15 protein-coding genes and 1 tRNA gene are annotated in these 16,411 nt (G+C 68.4%); 9 read left to right on the top strand and 7 right to left on the bottom strand.

The features are described from left to right. Positions 1-34: 34 nt before the first annotated feature. From OC372_RS06455 to OC372_RS06435, 5 genes are all read left to right on the top strand, one after another. Positions 35-1,102: an aspartate-semialdehyde dehydrogenase gene (locus OC372_RS06455; RefSeq protein WP_029261040.1), complete on the top strand. Its 1,068-nt coding sequence runs from the start codon at positions 35-37 to the stop codon at positions 1,100-1,102. 82 nt (positions 1,103-1,184) lie between these two features. After that, a complete protein-coding gene (locus tag OC372_RS06450) occupies positions 1,185-2,657 on the top strand; it encodes a malate:quinone oxidoreductase (protein ID WP_262001272.1) in 1,473 nt (490 codons plus the stop codon). Between the two features lie 9 nt (positions 2,658-2,666). Next, the gene (locus tag OC372_RS06445) at positions 2,667-3,320 is read left to right on the top strand and encodes a thymidine kinase (RefSeq protein WP_262001271.1); all 654 of its coding nucleotides are present in this window, start codon (positions 2,667-2,669) and stop codon (positions 3,318-3,320) included. 105 nt (positions 3,321-3,425) lie between these two features. Beyond that, positions 3,426-4,148: a FadR/GntR family transcriptional regulator gene (locus OC372_RS06440; RefSeq protein WP_262001270.1), complete on the top strand. Its 723-nt coding sequence runs from the start codon at positions 3,426-3,428 to the stop codon at positions 4,146-4,148. A gap of 10 nt (positions 4,149-4,158) precedes the next feature. Then, a complete protein-coding gene (locus OC372_RS06435) occupies positions 4,159-5,418 on the top strand; it encodes an alpha-hydroxy acid oxidase (RefSeq protein WP_262001269.1) in 1,260 nt (419 codons plus the stop codon). A gap of 30 nt (positions 5,419-5,448) precedes the next feature. Here OC372_RS06435 and OC372_RS06430 read toward each other — a convergent pair whose 3' ends face one another. From OC372_RS06430 to OC372_RS06405, 6 genes are all read right to left on the bottom strand, one after another. Beyond that, positions 5,449-6,291, bottom strand: a complete 843-nt coding sequence (locus tag OC372_RS06430; protein WP_262001268.1) for a DUF1295 domain-containing protein — start codon at positions 6,289-6,291, stop codon at positions 5,449-5,451. A gap of 52 nt (positions 6,292-6,343) precedes the next feature. Then, positions 6,344-7,099 (bottom strand): HAD-IIB family hydrolase, encoded by a 756-nt coding sequence (locus OC372_RS06425; protein ID WP_262001267.1) that lies wholly within the window; start codon positions 7,097-7,099, stop codon positions 6,344-6,346. After that, the gene (locus OC372_RS06420; RefSeq protein WP_262001266.1) at positions 7,096-7,572 is read right to left on the bottom strand and encodes a VanZ family protein; all 477 of its coding nucleotides are present in this window, start codon (positions 7,570-7,572) and stop codon (positions 7,096-7,098) included. Before OC372_RS06420 ends, OC372_RS06425 begins: the two co-directional genes overlap by 4 nt. Before the next feature lie 73 nt (positions 7,573-7,645). Continuing rightward, a tRNA-Pro gene (locus OC372_RS06415) sits at positions 7,646-7,722 on the bottom strand. 56 nt (positions 7,723-7,778) lie between these two features. Continuing rightward, positions 7,779-8,714: a metallophosphoesterase gene (locus OC372_RS06410; RefSeq protein WP_262001265.1), complete on the bottom strand. Its 936-nt coding sequence runs from the start codon at positions 8,712-8,714 to the stop codon at positions 7,779-7,781. Then, positions 8,711-11,269, bottom strand: coding sequence for a penicillin-binding protein (locus OC372_RS06405; protein ID WP_262001264.1), 2,559 nt, complete (start codon positions 11,267-11,269; stop codon positions 8,711-8,713). Before OC372_RS06405 ends, OC372_RS06410 begins: the two co-directional genes overlap by 4 nt. A gap of 88 nt (positions 11,270-11,357) precedes the next feature. Between OC372_RS06405 and OC372_RS06400 the strand changes: the two genes are divergently transcribed. Beyond that, positions 11,358-11,582 (top strand): hypothetical protein, encoded by a 225-nt coding sequence (locus OC372_RS06400; RefSeq protein ID WP_029261050.1) that lies wholly within the window; start codon positions 11,358-11,360, stop codon positions 11,580-11,582. Next, entirely contained in the window at positions 11,579-12,037 is a 459-nt protein-coding gene (locus OC372_RS06395) for a RidA family protein (protein WP_029261052.1), read from the top strand. Before OC372_RS06400 ends, OC372_RS06395 begins: the two co-directional genes overlap by 4 nt. Positions 12,038-12,125: 88 nt before the next feature. On the opposite strand, the gene acs is transcribed toward OC372_RS06395, so the two are convergent. Next, entirely contained in the window at positions 12,126-14,093 is a 1,968-nt protein-coding gene (gene acs / locus OC372_RS06390; protein ID WP_262001263.1) for an acetate--CoA ligase, read from the bottom strand. A gap of 400 nt (positions 14,094-14,493) precedes the next feature. Here acs and OC372_RS06385 point away from each other — a divergent pair, with 400 nt between their 5' ends. Next, positions 14,494-15,501, top strand: coding sequence for a TadA family conjugal transfer-associated ATPase (locus OC372_RS06385; RefSeq protein WP_262001262.1), 1,008 nt, complete (start codon positions 14,494-14,496; stop codon positions 15,499-15,501). After that, positions 15,495-16,397, top strand: a complete 903-nt coding sequence (locus OC372_RS06380) for a type II secretion system F family protein (RefSeq protein ID WP_181156313.1) — start codon at positions 15,495-15,497, stop codon at positions 16,395-16,397. The genes OC372_RS06385 and OC372_RS06380 overlap by 7 nt, the downstream gene beginning before the upstream one ends. Positions 16,398-16,411: the final 14 nt, after the last annotated feature.

The following is a 16,411-nucleotide window of genomic DNA, read 5'->3' as shown; positions in this document are numbered from 1 at the left end:
TCGTACGCCGCACCGCACGACGCCAAGGAACATCATGACCCGCATCTCCGAATCAGGACTCTCCGTCGCCATCGTCGGCGCCACCGGCCAGGTGGGCACCGTGATGCGCGAGATTCTCGCCGAGCGGTCGTTCCCGATCCGCGACCTGCGCCTGTTCTCCTCCGCACGTTCCGCCGGCACCGCGATCGAGTTCGGTGGGGCGACGGTCATCGTCGAAGACGTCGAGACGGCGGATGCCGCGGGCATCGACATCGCCCTGTTCTCCGCCGGGGCCACCGCGAGCCGTGCCTACGCGCCGCGTTTCGCCGCTGCCGGTGCCGTGGTCGTCGACAACTCCAGCGCTTGGCGTATGGACCCCGAGGTTCCGCTCGTCGTCAGCGAAGTGAACCCGCACGCGATCGATGAGCGCCCCAAGGGCATCATCGCGAACCCGAACTGCACCACGATGGCCGCGATGCCGGTGCTGAAGGCGCTGGATGCCGAGGCCGGCCTCGAGCGTCTGATCGTGTCGACGTACCAGGCGGTCTCCGGCTCCGGCCTCGCCGGTGCGCAGGAACTGCTCGGCCAGGTCGAGGGCGTGCTCGCTCAGGGTGACACCCTGCGTCTCGTGCACGACGGCTCGGCGGTCGACTTCCCCGAGCCCGAGAAGTACGTCGCACCGATCGCGTTCGACGTGATCCCGTTCGCCGGCAACCTCGTCGACGACGGCGACAACGAGACCGACGAGGAGAAGAAGCTCCGCAACGAGAGCCGCAAGATCCTCGAACTCCCCGGCCTCCGCGTGGCGGGCACGTGCGTGCGCGTCCCGGTCTTCACCGGTCACTCGCTGTCGATCAACGTCGAGTTCGCTCGGGACATCACGCCCGAGCGTGCCCGCGAGGTCCTGAGCGCGGCTCCCGGCGTCGTACTCGACGAGGTTCCGACCCCGCTGCAGGCGGCGGGCAAGGACCCGAGCTTCGTCGGCCGCATCCGTGCCGACCAGTCGGCAGCTGAGGGCAAGGGTCTCGTCCTCTTCATCAGCAACGACAACCTGCGCAAGGGTGCGGCGCTGAACGCCGTGCAGATCGCCGAGGTCCTCGCGGAGCGTCTGGTCATAGCCTGACGGTATCCCCGCCATGTCGAACCGGTCTGGCAGGGTCGGACGCATGGTCTGCGACCCCGTGCCCGCGAACTAGACTGGTTCGGTGACAGAAAACGTCGATGTCGTCCTGATCGGCGGTGGCATCATGAGCGCCACCCTGGGTACTCTCCTGCATGAGCTGCAGCCGGAGTGGAAGATCGTCGCCTTCGAGCGACTCTCCGATGTGGCTCAGGAGAGCTCGAACCCGTGGAACAACGCCGGCACGGGGCACGCCGCCCTGTGCGAGCTGAACTACATGCCGCAGCAGGGCGACGCTCCGCTCGACCCGGCGAAGGCCGTGTCGATCAACGAGCAGTTCCAGCAGAGCCGTCAGTTCTGGTCGTCGCTGGTCGAGAAGGGTGTGCTCGACGCGCCGTCGACGTTCATCAACGCGACTCCGCACATGACGTTCGTCCGCGGCGAGAAGGATGTCGCCTACCTCAAGGCCCGCTACGAGGTGCTCAAGGAGCAGCCCCTGTTCGCCGGCATCGAGTACAGCGAGGACTCCCGCGTCATCAACAAGTGGGCGCCGCTGCTCATGCAGCAGCGCCGCAAGGGTGAGCCGTTCGCCGCGACGCGCGTGCCGGCCGGCACCGATGTCGACTTCGGAGCCCTGACGCACCAGCTCTTCGACCACCTGACCGAGTCGGGTGTCACGCTGCGCACGAACCACGAGGTGCGCAGCCTCAAGAAGCAGAAGGACGGCGGCTGGCTGGTCAAGTACCGCACCACCATCGGTCGCACGCCGAACGAGATCAAGGCGCGCTTCGTGTTCGTCGGTGCGGGTGGCTGGGCGCTCAAGCTGCTGCAGAATTCCGGCATTCCTGAGATCAAGGGCTACGGCGTCTTCCCGATCGGCGGCCAGTTCCTCAAGACCACGAACCCGAAGGTCGTCGCGCAGCACAAGGCGAAGGTCTACTCGCAGGCATCCGTCGGCGCTCCGCCGATGTCGGTTCCGCACCTCGATACCCGCGTCGTCGGTGGTGAGTCCTCGCTCATGTTCGGGCCGTTCGCGACGTTCAGCCCGAAGTTCCTCAAGAACGGATCGATGCTCGACATCGTCTCGCAGGTGCGCCCGCACAACCTGCTGCCGATGCTGCAGGTCGCGGTGAAGAACCCCGATCTGATCACGTACCTCGTGGGTGAGCTGCTGAAGAACCACGCCAAGAAGGTCGACAGCCTGCGCACGTTCATGCCGACGGCCAAGGACGAGGACTGGACTCTCATCGACGCCGGTCAGCGTGCTCAGGTCATGAAGAAAGACCCGAAGAAGGGCGGCATCCTGCAGTTCGGCACGGAGATCGTCTCATCGGCAGACGGATCGATCGCCGGGCTCCTCGGTGCTTCTCCGGGAGCTTCGACCGCTGTCCCGATCATGCTCGAGCTGCTCAAGGCCTGCTTCCCGGACGAGTATCCGCACTGGGAGCCGGAACTCCGCGCCCTGATCCCCACGTTCGGCGAGAAGCTGAACAAGGATGCGGCGCTGGCGGAGCAGTACACCGAGGCGACCGCCGCCACCCTCGGCATCAACGTCTGAGTCCGGACCGTGGCGAAGCTCTACTTCCGCTACGGCGCGATGAACTCGGGCAAGTCGACCTCGCTGCTCCAGGCTGCCTACAACTATGAGGAGCGCGGCCAGCACGTGCTGCTGGCGAAGCCCGCGATCGACACCAAGGGGGCGTCCGAGATCGAGAGTCGGCTCGGCGTCACCCGTCCGGTCGACTTCCTGATCGGCCCCGACGACGACGCGCGAGTGCTCTTCGCGGAGCACCGTGCGCGCATGCAGCATTCGTCGGACGACGAGCTGCTCCCGGCGGGACCCACCGATGTCGCCTGCCTTCTCATCGACGAGGCGCAGTTCCTCACGCCGCCTCAGGTCGACGACCTCTTCCGCATCGCGGTGGAAGACGGCATCCCGGTGATGGCGTACGGGATCCGCAACGACTTCCTCACGCATGCTTTTCCCGGCTCCGCGCGACTGCTCGCGATCGCGCACTCGTTGGAGGAGCTCAAGACGATCTGCCGCTGTGGGCGGAAGGCCGTGTTCAACGGCCGGGTCGTCGGCGGGCGCTTCGTGTTCGACGGCGATCAGGTCGCCATCGACGAGGGGGCCATCGGGTCGGCCTCGCCGGAGCTGACGACGTACGAGTCCCTGTGCGGCACCTGCTACCTCCAGGAGTCCGGCGGACGCCTGGGCTGATCGCCCGGCACCCGGCCCGCAGCGCGTGCAGCGGGGCGATCGAGCGCGCTCGTTTGCGTGGTCTGACCACACGCGCTAACCTGTGGTCAGACCACAGGAGGACCGATGAGCGACCAGCCGGCGCGCGCCTGGCAGCTCGTGCTCGAGCACATCGAGCGCGACCTGCTCGACGGCCGACTCGGGCCCGGTGACCGTCTGCCGTCGGAGCGAGATCTCTCGACCGAGCTCGGCGTCGGCAGGTCCAGCGTCCGCGAGGCGTTCCGCGTGCTCGAGGTGATGGGACTCATCCGCACCGCGACCGGTTCCGGTCCGCAGTCCGGCGCCATCGTCATCGCCACGCCGACCGGTGGCATGTCGGCGCTGCTGCGGCTGCAGGTGGCGGCTCAGGGTTTCGCGCTGGATGATGTCGTGCGCACCCGCCTCGTCCTCGAAGACGCGGTCGTCACCGCCCTGGCCACTTCGCCCGATCGCGACACCGCACGAGCTCATGAGCTGCTCGAGGCGATGGATGCCGTCGGCCTGTCCGCCGGGGAGTTCCTCGCCCTCGACGCCCAGTTGCACCTCTCGCTTGCGGAAGCGAGCGGGAACACCGTCATCGCCGCGATGATGGCGGGCCTGCGCTCCTCGATCGAGTCCTACGTGCAGGCGGGGGCCGCGGCGATCCCGGACTGGGCGGCGATGGCGACCAGGCTCCGCGCCGAGCACCACGCACTGGTCGCCGCGATCGATGCCGCCGATGTCGAGGCTGCTCGAACCCTCGTCCGCACGCACATCACCGGCTACTACACGTCCGCGGGGCTCACCCGCGACATCCATCCCCAGAACTGAGAGGCACATCATGGTGCAGCGCCAGCTTCCCAACCCCGTCGAACTGCTCGATCTCATGAAGTTCAAGAAGCCCGAGCTCGATGGCCGCAAGCGCCGCCTCGACGCCGCGCTGACCATCGACGATCTGCGTCTGATCGCCAAGCGGCGCACTCCCAAGGCCGCGTTCGACTACACGGACGGTGCGGCCGAGGGCGAGCTCTCCCTCACCCGAGCGCGTCAGGCTTTCCAGGACGTCGAGTTCCACCCCGGTATCCTGCGTCCGGCACCCGATGTCGACACGAGCACCGAGATCCTCGGAGGTCCGTCGGCCCTGCCGTTCGGCATCGCGCCCACCGGGTTCACGCGCCTGATGCAGACCGAGGGCGAGGTCGCCGGAGCCGGTGCGGCCGCTGCCGCGGGTATCCCGTTCACACTCTCCACTCTCGGCACCACGTCGATCGAGGGCGTGAAGGCTGCGAACCCGGACGGGCGCAACTGGTTCCAGCTGTATGTGATGCGTGATCGCGAGATCTCCTACGAGCTCACCCGACGCGCGGCCGCGGCCGGCTTCGACACCCTGCAGTTCACCGTGGACACCCCCGTCGCCGGTGCTCGTCTGCGCGACAAGCGCAACGGCTTCAGCATCCCGCCGCAGCTGACGCTCGGCACGATCATCAACGCGATCCCGCGTCCCTGGTGGTGGTTCGATTTCCTCACCACCCCCAAGCTGGAGTTCGCGTCGCTGAGCACCACCGGCGGCACAGTCGGCGAGCTGTTGGATGCGGCGATGGATCCGACGATCAGCTACGACGACCTCGCCGTCATCCGCGACATCTGGCCCGGCAAGATCGTGATCAAGGGCGTGCAGAACGTCGAGGACTCCGTGCGTCTGCGTGATGCGGGCGTCGACGGCATCGTCCTGTCGAACCACGGTGGGCGCCAACTCGACCGCGCGCCCATCCCGTTCCACCTGCTGCCCGAGGTACGGCGGGCTGTCGGCGACGACTTCACCGTCATGATCGACACCGGGATCATGAACGGCGCCGACATCGTCGCCGCGGTCGCTCTCGGCGCCGACTTCACGCTCATCGGTCGCGCGTATCTCTACGGGCTCATGGCCGGTGGGCGCCAGGGCGTCGACCGCACGATCGCCATCCTGCGCAGCGAGATCGAACGCACGATGCGGCTGCTGGGCGTCTCTTCGCTGGCCGAGCTCGAGCCGGGTCACGTCACCCAGCTCACCCGTCTGGTGCCGGTCGCCCGCGCGAACGCCGGGGCGCGCACGCACTGATCGCGTCGGCCGCGCGGTGGTTTCGCCGTCTCAGGACTGCGGGGCCACGGCGCGCGCACGCGGCGGCCACGGGATGAGCATCGAGGTCGAGCGCTTGTACTCCGCGTAGGCCGGGTACTTGGATGCGGTGATCGACTCCGTGAAGATGGTCGACCCGATGAACAGCACCGTCAGCAGGGCGGGACCGACGATGGTCGGGTTGAGCGCCCCGCCGACGAAGCCCGCACCGCCGGCGACCGCAGCCGTCGCCCCGAGCGCGTAGAACGCCCACCACTGCGCCTGCTCGAAGAAGAAGTTCGGGTGGCGGCTGAAGCGGAACAGCCCGGTCGTCAGGAACCCCGGGGCGAGCGTGCCCCCTGCCTCTTTCTTGCGCTGGTGGAAGCGCCACTGCTGCTGATCGGCAACGGTCTCGCCGAGGAGGAACCCGAGGAACGCAGCGACGAACAGTGCATCCCACCCGGTAAGGGCTGCGGGATGCTCGGCCGCGACCAGGGCGGGCAGCGTGATGAGCACGAGCAGCGTCATCTGGTAGCCGATGATGAACAGCACGTTGAAGACCTGGAACTGCCACGGGCGCATGCGCCCGCGCAGGATCGCCCACCGGTAGTCCTCCACGCCCGTGTAGCCGCCCTTGCGCGCGAAGTTGAACGTCAGGCGTGCGCCCCAGACGGTCGCGAGCACCCCCATGAGTACGACACGCACGGAGCCGTCGCCGTGCGCGAAGGCGCCGGCCACGAAGATCCACACGTAGACCACGGGAACGATCGACCATGCCCGGTCGACCCACGAGGTGTCGCGTGTGATCAGGGAGAGGATCCAGCACACGGCGCTGGCGACCGCGGCGGTGATGACGACGATCAGCAGGGCATCCATGACGCCATGTTAGGACCAGGGGGCGGCAGAACGTCGCAGGACGCCCCCGAGGTCAGAGCGTCCGCAGGAGGCCGTCGAGCTTGTCCGCAGTGTCTTCCCAGCCGTCGACGGCCACGGACGGCACTCCGATGGCAAGGACCGGGTAGTCGTTCCCGCCCTCGTCGAGTCGGTCGCCGTAGAACAGCATCGCGGTGAGAGGGATGCCGGTGTGCTCGGCGAGCTGCCGCATCCCGAAGGCCTTGTCGATGCCGGCCTGGGTGATGTCGATGGATGTCGATCCGCCGGAGCGGACCTCGAGTCCGGGAAGGCGAGCGGCGACGGCGGCACGAAGAGCCGCGCGCTTGGTCCCCGTGGGATCCCAGTCGTGCTTCGCCTCGCGCGGCGCGCGCTGCCCCAGTGCGGAGAAAGTGATCTGCGAGCCGCGGTCCTCGAGGATCTCGCCCCAGGGCTCGGCCTCCCACAGCCCCAGGTGCTCGGCCTCTTCGCGCAGCGCCGTCAACGCGGCCTGCTTGTCCTCGTCGCTGAGGTCGTGCGCATACACCGGTGTGAAGTCGGTCCCGTCGTGGCGGAGGTAGCGCGTACCGCACGTCGGCAGCAGGTGCAGGCGGGCGAGGTCGGCGGCATCCGCATCGCCGAGGCGCGAGAGCACCTGACTGCGGAACTGCGCCTCGTTGCCGCCGGAGATGATGGCGACGTCGACCGAACGCAGCAGGCTGCGCAGCAGCGCGGCGATGCGTGGGTCGATCAGCCCCTTGGAAGGGGCGAGCGTGTCATCGAGATCGAAGGCGACGAGTGTGGGCACGGTCATGATGTCTCCAGCCTAGAAGGTGGCCGCTGGGAGGGTCGTGAAGCAAGCAGCAGTGTGCAGAGGACGGCGAACACGACGCCGACGAGCGCGCCGGTCGAGTTCGCCACGACGTCGGTCACGGTGGCCGCCCGATGCGGCAGCGCCACGCGCTGCGCGGTCTCGATCCCGAGCGACAGCAGCGGCCCGACCAGCAGGGCGAGCGGCCACACCCGGCGGGGGAGCAGGACGAAGGCGAGGATGCCGACGGGCACGAACACCAGGATGTTCGCGATGATCTCGAGTCGAGTGAAGTCGAGCGAATCCCAGCCGAGGCGGTGCGCGGCGTGGAGGGTCAGATCGAGGAGATTGGGCATGACCTGCTCGACCCGAGACGGTGTGAGGGTGAGAGCCGCAAGGCCCAGGAGGAACGGGATGCCGAGAGCGAGAGCCCACACGCGGGTGAACCGGCGCGGGGGCGGAAGCAGAGATCCCATGCTTTCCCTTCCCCTTCTGCGTGTTCCCCATACAGAGAAGGCCGCCCCTGTGGGGGCGGCCTTCCGGTGTCACTGGTCGGGGTGACAGGATTTGAACCTGCGACCTCTTCGTCCCGAACGAAGCGCGCTACCAAGCTGCGCCACACCCCGTTTGCAACCCTCCGAGTCTACAGGGAAATGCTCCGTGCGCCGAATCGAGCCGGCGATCAGTCCCGCGCGGTGAGCGTGAGCAGCGTCGCCTCGGGGCGGCAGGCGAAGCGGACCGGCGCGTAGATCGAGTGTCCGCAACCGGCGCTGACGTTGAGCGGCACCGTGCGGCCCTCGTGCGACCACGTGCTCAGTCCCTTGGCCTGCTTGAGGGGGATGTCGCAGTTGGCCACAAGGGCGCCATAGCCGGGGAGGCACACCTGGCCGCCGTGGGTGTGGCCACCGAGGATCGCGTCGGCGCCGAGATCCGTGAACCCGTTGAGCACGCGCTGGTACGGCGCGTGGGTGACGCCCAGCATCGGTGTGCCGGCGTCACGCGGACCGAGCGCGCCGATGGCGTCCGGCAGCACGTCGAGGCGGTCCCAGTCGCGGTGGGCGTCGTTCACGCCGAAGAGGTCGACCGCTGTGCCGGCGAGGGTGAGACGCGCCGCGGCGTTGTTCAGGTCGGTCCACCCGAGCTCGTCCGTGAAGTACCGGTCCATCGCCGCGGTGTCGAGGTGCTCCGGCTCAGGCTGCTTCTTGGACGGCCCGAGGAAGTAGCGCAGAGGGTTGCGGGGAGACGGAGCGGTCACGTCGTTCGATCCGTGCACGAACACCCCGGGGATGCCCGCGAGCGGGTCGAACGCGCGGCGGATGCCTTCCAAGCCGTTCGCGTGCCCGAGGTTGTCGCCGGTGTTGACGACGAGGTCCGGCTTCAGTTCGGCGAGCGAGGCCAGCCAGTCCTGCTTGCGGTGCTGCCAGGGCGCCATGTGCGCGTCCGACACGTGCAGGATACGCAAGGGGGCCGAACCGGGAGGGAGCGCGGATGCGGTCGCCTCGCGCACCGTGAACAGGTAGCGCTCGATGCCGATGCCCCAGACCGCTGCGGCCGCACCGACGGCCCCCACCGCGCCGAGCGCGATGAGGGCCGGGTGCGCAGCGCCGCGAGCGGTCACTTGCACGTCACGGTGACGGCGGTGGACTTGCTGGTCGCCGTGCCTGGTGCCGGGTCCGTGGCGGACACCACCGCGGTCGGCGGGTTGCACGAGTTGTCGATGGCGATCGACGTGAATCCCGCAGCGGTGAGCGCTGCCGACGCATCGGATCGAGACATACCGACCAGGCCGGCGGGAACGGTGGTGCCCTGGCCGTTGCTGGGCGAGATCGTGATGGTCGACCCGCCTGCGGTCTGTCCCTGCGGGTCCTGCGCGACGACGACGTTCGTGGGCTTGTCGCTGTCGACGGCGGCACCGACGGACACGCCGAAGCCCCGGCTCTTGAGAGTCGACTCCGCCTCTTCGACGGTCATGCCGACGACGTTCGGGACCTCGGTCATCACCCGTCGGGTGAGCTTGTCATCCGGACGCGGGAAGTCCTTCCCCCCGTACGTCGCGTTGGCGGCTGCCTGCGCGGCCTTGGCCAGCGGGTAGCGCATCCCGTTGAGCTGGTAGTTCCCTGCCCACTTCTGGTAGATGTCCGACTGCCCCTTCCAGCGTCCCGCCCAGACCGCCGTGGCGACCTCGGTGCTGGACTCGATCATCATGGTGGACCAGCGGTCGTGCGTTCCGGTCTTGCCGATCAGCGGGGTCCCGTCATAGGGATTCGCGTCGCGACCGGTTCCGCCGTCCATGACGCCCTTGAGCGCGTAAGCGGCGGTTGCGGCGACCTCAGGCGAGATCACGCCGTCGGTGCACGATGCGGCCGGGAGCTCGCGCTCCGCGCCGTCGGGGCCGACCACGCGGTCGATCGCTCGCGGGGTGCAGTACTTGCCGCCGCTCGCGACCGTGGCGTAGGCGTTCGCCATGGCGATGGGGGAGATGTTCTTCGGGCCGAGCACGTCGTAGGGGACGTTCTCGTCGGTGACCTTCTTGCCGCTGGCGAGAGTGACACCCATCCGATCGGCAACCTGGTTGATCTCGCAGATGTCGAGCTTCGAGGCCATCGCGAAGTAGCCGCTGTTCAGTGACTGTCGCGTGAAGTCCATGACGCTCGCGGTGTAGCCGCCGCCGCCGCCGAAGTTGCCGATCTCCTTGGTGTTCGCGGTCTGCGGGCTCTCGCAGACGGGGATCTTCAAGTTCGTCTGCACACGCCCGTTGAGCACCTCGTTGACGGAGTGCCCCTTCTCGAGCCAGTCGATCAGCGTGAACAGCTTGTACACCGAGCCGACCTGGAAACCGCCGGAGTTGCCGTGCTTCTGGTCGCCGGCGAAGACGAGCGAGGTCTTCCCGAGATCGTCGGTGGTGGTCTCGTCGAACTGCGTGTTCTGCGTGATCGACAGGATGCGACCGGTGCCGACCTCGATCGAGACGCCGGCAGCGCCGAAGTAGTCGTTGTCGTAGTTCGCCGGGACGATGTCGCGCATCGCCTGTGCGGCCGGATTCTGAATGTTGTAGTCCAGCGAGGTGTAGATCTTCAGGCCGCCGCGACGGAGCAGGTCGGCGCGGTCCTGGGGAGTCTTACCGAATGCTTCGTCGTCGAGCACGATCGACCGCACATACTGGCAGAAGTAGGCGTTGACGCCGGCCGCCGCACAGCCCTGCGTGGGCTGCTTCAGCGTCGGTGTGATCTCGGAGGCATCCGCCTCGTCGTACTGCGCCTGGGTGATCTTGCCGTCGGCGAGCATGCGGCCCAGCACGTAATGGCGACGGTCCTTTGTGAGCGAGTAGCCGCTGTCGGCGGTGTTCAGCGCCTCACCGGCCTCGTTCGTCGTGGTGCCCTGCGGCATGTCGATGCGGTACGTGTTGGGGTTCTGCACGATGCCGGCCAAGGTCGCCGCCTGCGCGACCGTGAGCTTCGCGGCACTCGTGCTGAAGTAGTACTTCGATGCGGCTTCGATGCCGTACACCGTGCCGCCGAAGTTCGCGATGTTCAGGTATCCGAGCAGGATGTCGTTCTTGGAGAAGTCCTTCTCGACCTGGATCGCGTAGCGCATCTCCTGCAGCTTGCGTTCGATGCCCTCGTTACCGCTGGCGTTGGTCGCGTCTTCGAAGCACTTGCGCAGGTCGTCCGTGTAGGTCTCGGAGGCGCGGTCGACGTCTTGCTCGCACTCCTGGATCAGCACGTTCTTCACGTACTGCTGGCTGATCGTGGAAGCGCCTCGGCTGGAGGTGCCGCGCACGTTGTCGACGAGCGCCTTCACGGTCGCGCCGAGGTTGACGCCGCCGTGGCTGTAGAAGCTCTTGTCCTCACTGGAGAGGATGGCGTCGTACAGCACGGGGGCCACCTGCTCGTACGTGACCGGGATGCGGTTCTGCTCGTAGAAAGAGGCCAGCTCGACCGGCTTGCCGTCGGGGTCCGTGGCGTAGATCGTCGACTGCTCCATCGGTGTACCCGGGTTGAGGTTCTCGGGGAGCTGGTCGAAGAGAGTCAGTGCCTGGGCGCCGGCGAGACCGGTCATGGTGAGGACGGGCGTGACGCTGGCAGCGACCAGGAGGCCGGCGACGGCGCTCAAGCCGACGAGCCCGACGAGACCGCCGAGCACGCCTCTCACCGTGCGATTCTTTTGGGGCATACGCTTGATCGTAGGGGAGTTCCCTGAATACCACCTTTGACGAGCCGGCCCGCAATCACGGTGTCGCGCCCCGATCGACAGGAGTGCCATGACCACGTGGGAGTACCTCACCACGCCGCTGCTGATCCACAACACGGCAGCCATCCTCAACAACTGGGGCAAGCAGGGCTGGGAGCTCGTGCAGGTCGTGCAGGGTCCCGAAGGCGGTCTCGTCGCCTACCTGAAGCGTCCGGTGAACGCGGATGCCTCCGCCAACGCCGGTCTGGCCGCGGCGGAGCAGGCCGCCCGTCAGTTCGAGGGAGGCCAGGCATGAGCGTCTCCGCCCGCCTCGCCGAACTCGGCATCGAGCTGCCCGCGGTCGCCGCTCCCGTCGCCGCCTACGTCCCGGCGGTCGTGCACGACGGTCTCGTCTACACCTCGGGCCAGCTCCCGTTCGTCTCCGGTGCGCTCCCTGCCCTCGGCAAGGTCGGCGCCGAGGTCTCGGCGGAAGACGCGAAGGCGTATGCGCGCACCTGTGCGTTGAACGCCCTTGCCGCGGCAGCGGATGCCGCGGGCGGCGTCGACCGCATCGGCGGAGTGCTCCGCGTGGGCGGCTTCGTCGCCTCCGCCGCAGACTTCACGGGGCAGCCGGGCGTCATCAACGGCGCCAGCGAGGTCCTCGGCGAGATCTTCGGCGACGCCGGGCGTCATGCGCGTGCGGCCGTGGGTGTGGCGGAGCTTCCCCTCGGCAGCCCTGTCGAGGTCGAAGTGACCTTCATCCTCGCCTGAGCATTCGGCCATCCGGCACGTCCGTGCCGCACACGAAGAACGCGCCTCCCCGGATCGGGAAGGCGCGTTCTTCGTCTACGGGGGAGTCCTACTTGACCTGCGCCGAGATGATGCTCATCACCGCGGTGTCGGCCAGCGTCGTCGTGTCCCCGACCTCGCGGCCTTCGGCGACGTCACGCAGGAGACGTCGCATGATCTTGCCGGAGCGGGTCTTCGGCAGCTCGCCCACGATGTACACGTCGCGCGGGCGGGCGATCGCCCCGATCTGCTCTCCGACCCACAGGCGCAGCAGCTGGGCGAGGCCCGCGGGCTCGTGCTCGGCGAGGTAGCTCTCCTTGATGATGACGAAGGCCACCACCGCCTGTCCGGTCGTCTCGTCCGATGCGCCGACCACGGCGGCTTCAGCCGTCGCCTCGTGCGCGACCAGCGACGACTCGATCTCGGCGGTGGAGAGACGGTGCCCCGAGACGTTCATGACGTCGTCGACGCGGCCGAGCAGCCACAGGTCGCCGTCCTCGTCGAGTCGGGCTCCATCACCCGCGAAGTAGTAGCCCTGGTCCTCGAACTTCTCCCAGTACGTCTCGCGGTAGCGCTCCGGGTCGCCCCAGATTCCGCGCAGCATGCTCGGCCAGGGCTCGGTGATCACGAGGAGTCCGCCGTTGCCGTTGCCGACCTCGACACCCTGCTCGTCGACGACATCGATCGAGATCCCCGGAAGCGGAACCTGCGCGGATCCGGGCTTGGTCTCGGTGACGCCGGGGAGGGCCGAGACCATGATCGCTCCGGTCTCGGTCTGCCACCACGTGTCGACGATCGGCGTCTTGCCGGCACCGATGACCTCGCGGTACCACATCCACGCCTCGGGGTTGATGGGCTCACCCACCGAACCGAGCAGTCGCAGCGACGACAGGTCGAACTTCTTCGGCACGCTGCGGCCGATCTTCATGAACGAACGGATCGCCGTCGGCGCGGTGTAGAAGATCGAGACCTTGTACTTCTCGATGATCTCCCACCAGCGGCCGGGGTGCGGGGCGTCGGGCGTGCCTTCGTAGAGCACCTGGGTCGCGCCGTTCGCGAGCGGACCGTAGGTGACGTAGCTGTGTCCGGTGATCCATCCGATGTCGGCCGTGCACCAGAAGACGTCGGTCTCCGGATGCAGGTCGAACACGTACTTGTGCGAGTACGCGACCTGGGTGAGGTAACCGCCCGAGGTGTGCAGGATGCCCTTGGGCTTCCCGGTGGTGCCCGACGTGTAGAGGATGAACAGCGGGTTCTCCGCGGGGAAGGCCTGGGCCGTGTGCTCGGCGGACGCCGCGGGAACCACGTCGTGCCACCACAGGTCGCGTCCCTCGACCCAGTCCACCTCGTTCTCGCCGCGCCGGACCACCAAGACATGCTCGACGGTCTGCTGCTCGCCATCGCCGCGGTCGGCGAGCGCCTGATCCACCGCCGGCTTCAAAGCGGACACACGGCCCTTGCGGTAGCCGCCGTCAGCGGTGATGACGAGCTTCGCTCCGGCGTCGTCGATGCGTGAGCGGAGGCTGTCGGCGCTGAATCCGCCGAACACGACGGAGTGGATCGCACCGACGCGGGCGACGGCGAGCATCGAGGCGATCGCCTCGGGGATCATGGGCAGATAGATCGCGACGCGGTCGCCCTGGCCGATGCCGAGCCCTTCGAGGACGTTGGCGACCCGCTTGACCTCTGCGGTCAGCTCGGCGTAAGTGATGCGCCGGGAATCCCCGGGCTCACCCTCCCAGTGCAGAGCGACCCGGTCGCCGTTGCCCTCTTCGACGTGCCGGTCGAGGCAGTTGTACGCCACGTTCAGCTCGCCGTCGTCGAACCACTTCGCGAACGGCGGGTTCGTCCAGTCGAGAACCTGCGTGAACGGCTTGTGCCAGTGCACCAGGTCGCGGGACTGCTCGCCCCAGAACGCCTCGCGATCGGCAGCGGCGCGCTCGTAGAGTTCGGGCGATGAGATGGTCTGGGCGACGAATTCCTCCGACGGTGCGAACCGCCGGGTCTCGTCGAGAAGGTGGTCGATCTGGCTGCTCATCGGCAGGCGCTCCTTTGCGGCATTCGGGTCGTTCGAACCTGGCCGTGGGGGTGGACGGCGCGGTCAGGGTGAATCTATCCGCGGGGCCACACATCGCATACTGCCGAAAGTCGGTAGTCGCACCGGTTTTGTCAGGACGGTTGCCTTGCGTACACTCGACGACAGCCGAAATCTCATTCCGGCCTTGGCATGCCCGATTCCCCCAATCGTGCATCGCCGTGGGCGGCATCTCATTCCCCCCGTGAGATGCCGCCCATTCCGTTGGGAGCGCTCCCGTTCGCGGCGTCCCGGACCTCTCCGCCTCCTGCACCGGCCGACGACCACGAGTCTTCTGCACAGTGCCTGAGCCGCGTTGGCGTATCCGATCGCTCGCGCCGTCCCGGCCGCTTACCTTCGCGGTATGCCCGATTCCTTCGTCATCCAGCCCCGTGGCGCGGCACCGGTGACGGGCGCGATGGATGCCGCTCCCGAGCCGCTGCGCCTCGACCCCGCCTTCGGTGCGCTCATCGCCCACATCGACGACGCCGTCACCGATGTCTTCGTCAACGGCCCGGCGGGTCTGTTCGTCGACCGAGGCAGCGGCGCCGATCCTGTGAGCGGATGGCGGGCGTCGGAGCGGGAGGTCCGCGACCTCGCCGTCGCCCTCGTCGGTCTCGGCGGGCGCCATCTCGACGACCAGGCCCCGTGCGTCGACGTCCGTCTCGATTCCGGCATCCGCGTGCATGCCGTCCTCGCTCCGGTGTCCACGATGGGCACCGCGCTCTCGATCCGCATCCCTCGGGTGCGGGCGGCCGACCTCGAGGCGCTCGCTGCGCTCGGCTCCTTCGGCGCACGTCAGCAGGCCTGGCTCCTCGGGCTCGTGGCCGAACGGGCCAACATCCTCATCACAGGCGGCACCGGAACGGGCAAGACGACGCTCCTGTCCGCGCTGCTCTCCGAGGTCCCGGCGACCGAGCGCATCGTCACGATCGAAGATGTCGCAGAGCTCCGTCCGCGCCACCCGCATCACGTCGCCCTCGAGGCGCGTCAGGCGAATGTCGAGGGAGCGGGAGGGATCACGCTGGCTCGGCTGGTGCGCGAGTCACTGCGGATGCGGCCGGACCGTCTGGTGGTGGGCGAATGCCGCGGGGAAGAGGTCCGAGAGCTGCTCACCGCGCTCAACACCGGACATGACGGCGGCGCCGGCACGATGCACGCCAGCGGGCTCCGCGATGTGCCGGCCCGGCTCGAGGCCCTCGGTGCGCTGGCCGGGATGGATGCAGTCGCCCTCGCGCGGCAGGCGGTGAGTGCGTTCACGGTGGTGCTGCATCTCCACCGTGCTCCCGGGGGCGTCCGTCGGATCCGGCAGGCCGGACGACTCGTGATGGCGGGCGACCGGTTGGACATCGAGGAGGTCACGCCGTGGTGATCCGGCGACGCCCTGCGCCCCCTGCGAGTGAGACGGGGGCGAGCGATGCCGCGACCTCGGTGCAGACCCTGGCCGTCCTGCTGCAGGCGGGAGCGGTGCCGGTCGTCGCCTGGCGGCACCTCGCCGACATCGGCGACCCGCATGCGCTGGCCGTGACCGAGCGGGTGGAGGGAGGCGTTCCCCTGCTCGACGCCATCGAGGCCGAGGGTGGGGCCTGGGTCGACCTCGCGGCCGCATGGGAGATCGCCACCACGGTCGGTGCTCCGCTTGCCGAGGTGCTCCGGATCATCGCCGAATCTCTGCGCGACGCCGCGTCCGCCGCCGACGATGTGCGCATCGCACTCGCCGAGCCCGCGGGAACAGCGCGCCTGCTGCTGTGGATGCCGCTCGCGGGACTTCTTCTCGGGTTCGCGCTCGGCTTCGACACCGTCGGCGTCATCGTCGGCAATCCGCTCGGTGCCGCCTGCGTGGTCACGGGCCTTCTCCTCGTGCTCGCAGCTCGGCTGTGGACGCGGCGGCTGCTCCGCCGCGCTGCGCCCGAGCCTGGCACGCCCGGGATGCGAGCCGAACTGGTGGCCGTCGCGCTCGCCGGAGGCGCCTCCATCGACCGCGCCCTCCGTCTGGTCGCCGAGAGCTCGGCCGGCGGGGGGACCGAGGAGGGCATCCGATCCGTGCTCGAGCTGTCCCGAGCAGCCGGCGTGCCCGCGGTGGAGCTCCTTCGAGCGTCCGCAGCGCAGGATCGGCATGCCGCGCGGGTGCACGGCCGCCTGCGTGCGGCGAAGCTCTCGACACGACTGCTCATCCCGCTCGGTGTGTGCACCCTGCCTGCGTTCCTCCTGCTCGGTGTGGCGCCGATGCTGCTCAGCGTCCTGGCCTCGACACCGCTGCCCCTGTGAGCGACGTGCCGAGC

The organism is Microbacterium sp. Mcb102, from assembly GCF_024519805.1.
GTDB lineage: Bacteria > Actinomycetota > Actinomycetes > Actinomycetales > Microbacteriaceae > Microbacterium.
The sequence above is the reverse complement of the archived record's forward strand: the minus strand, read 5'-3'. Positions and strand labels throughout refer to the sequence as shown.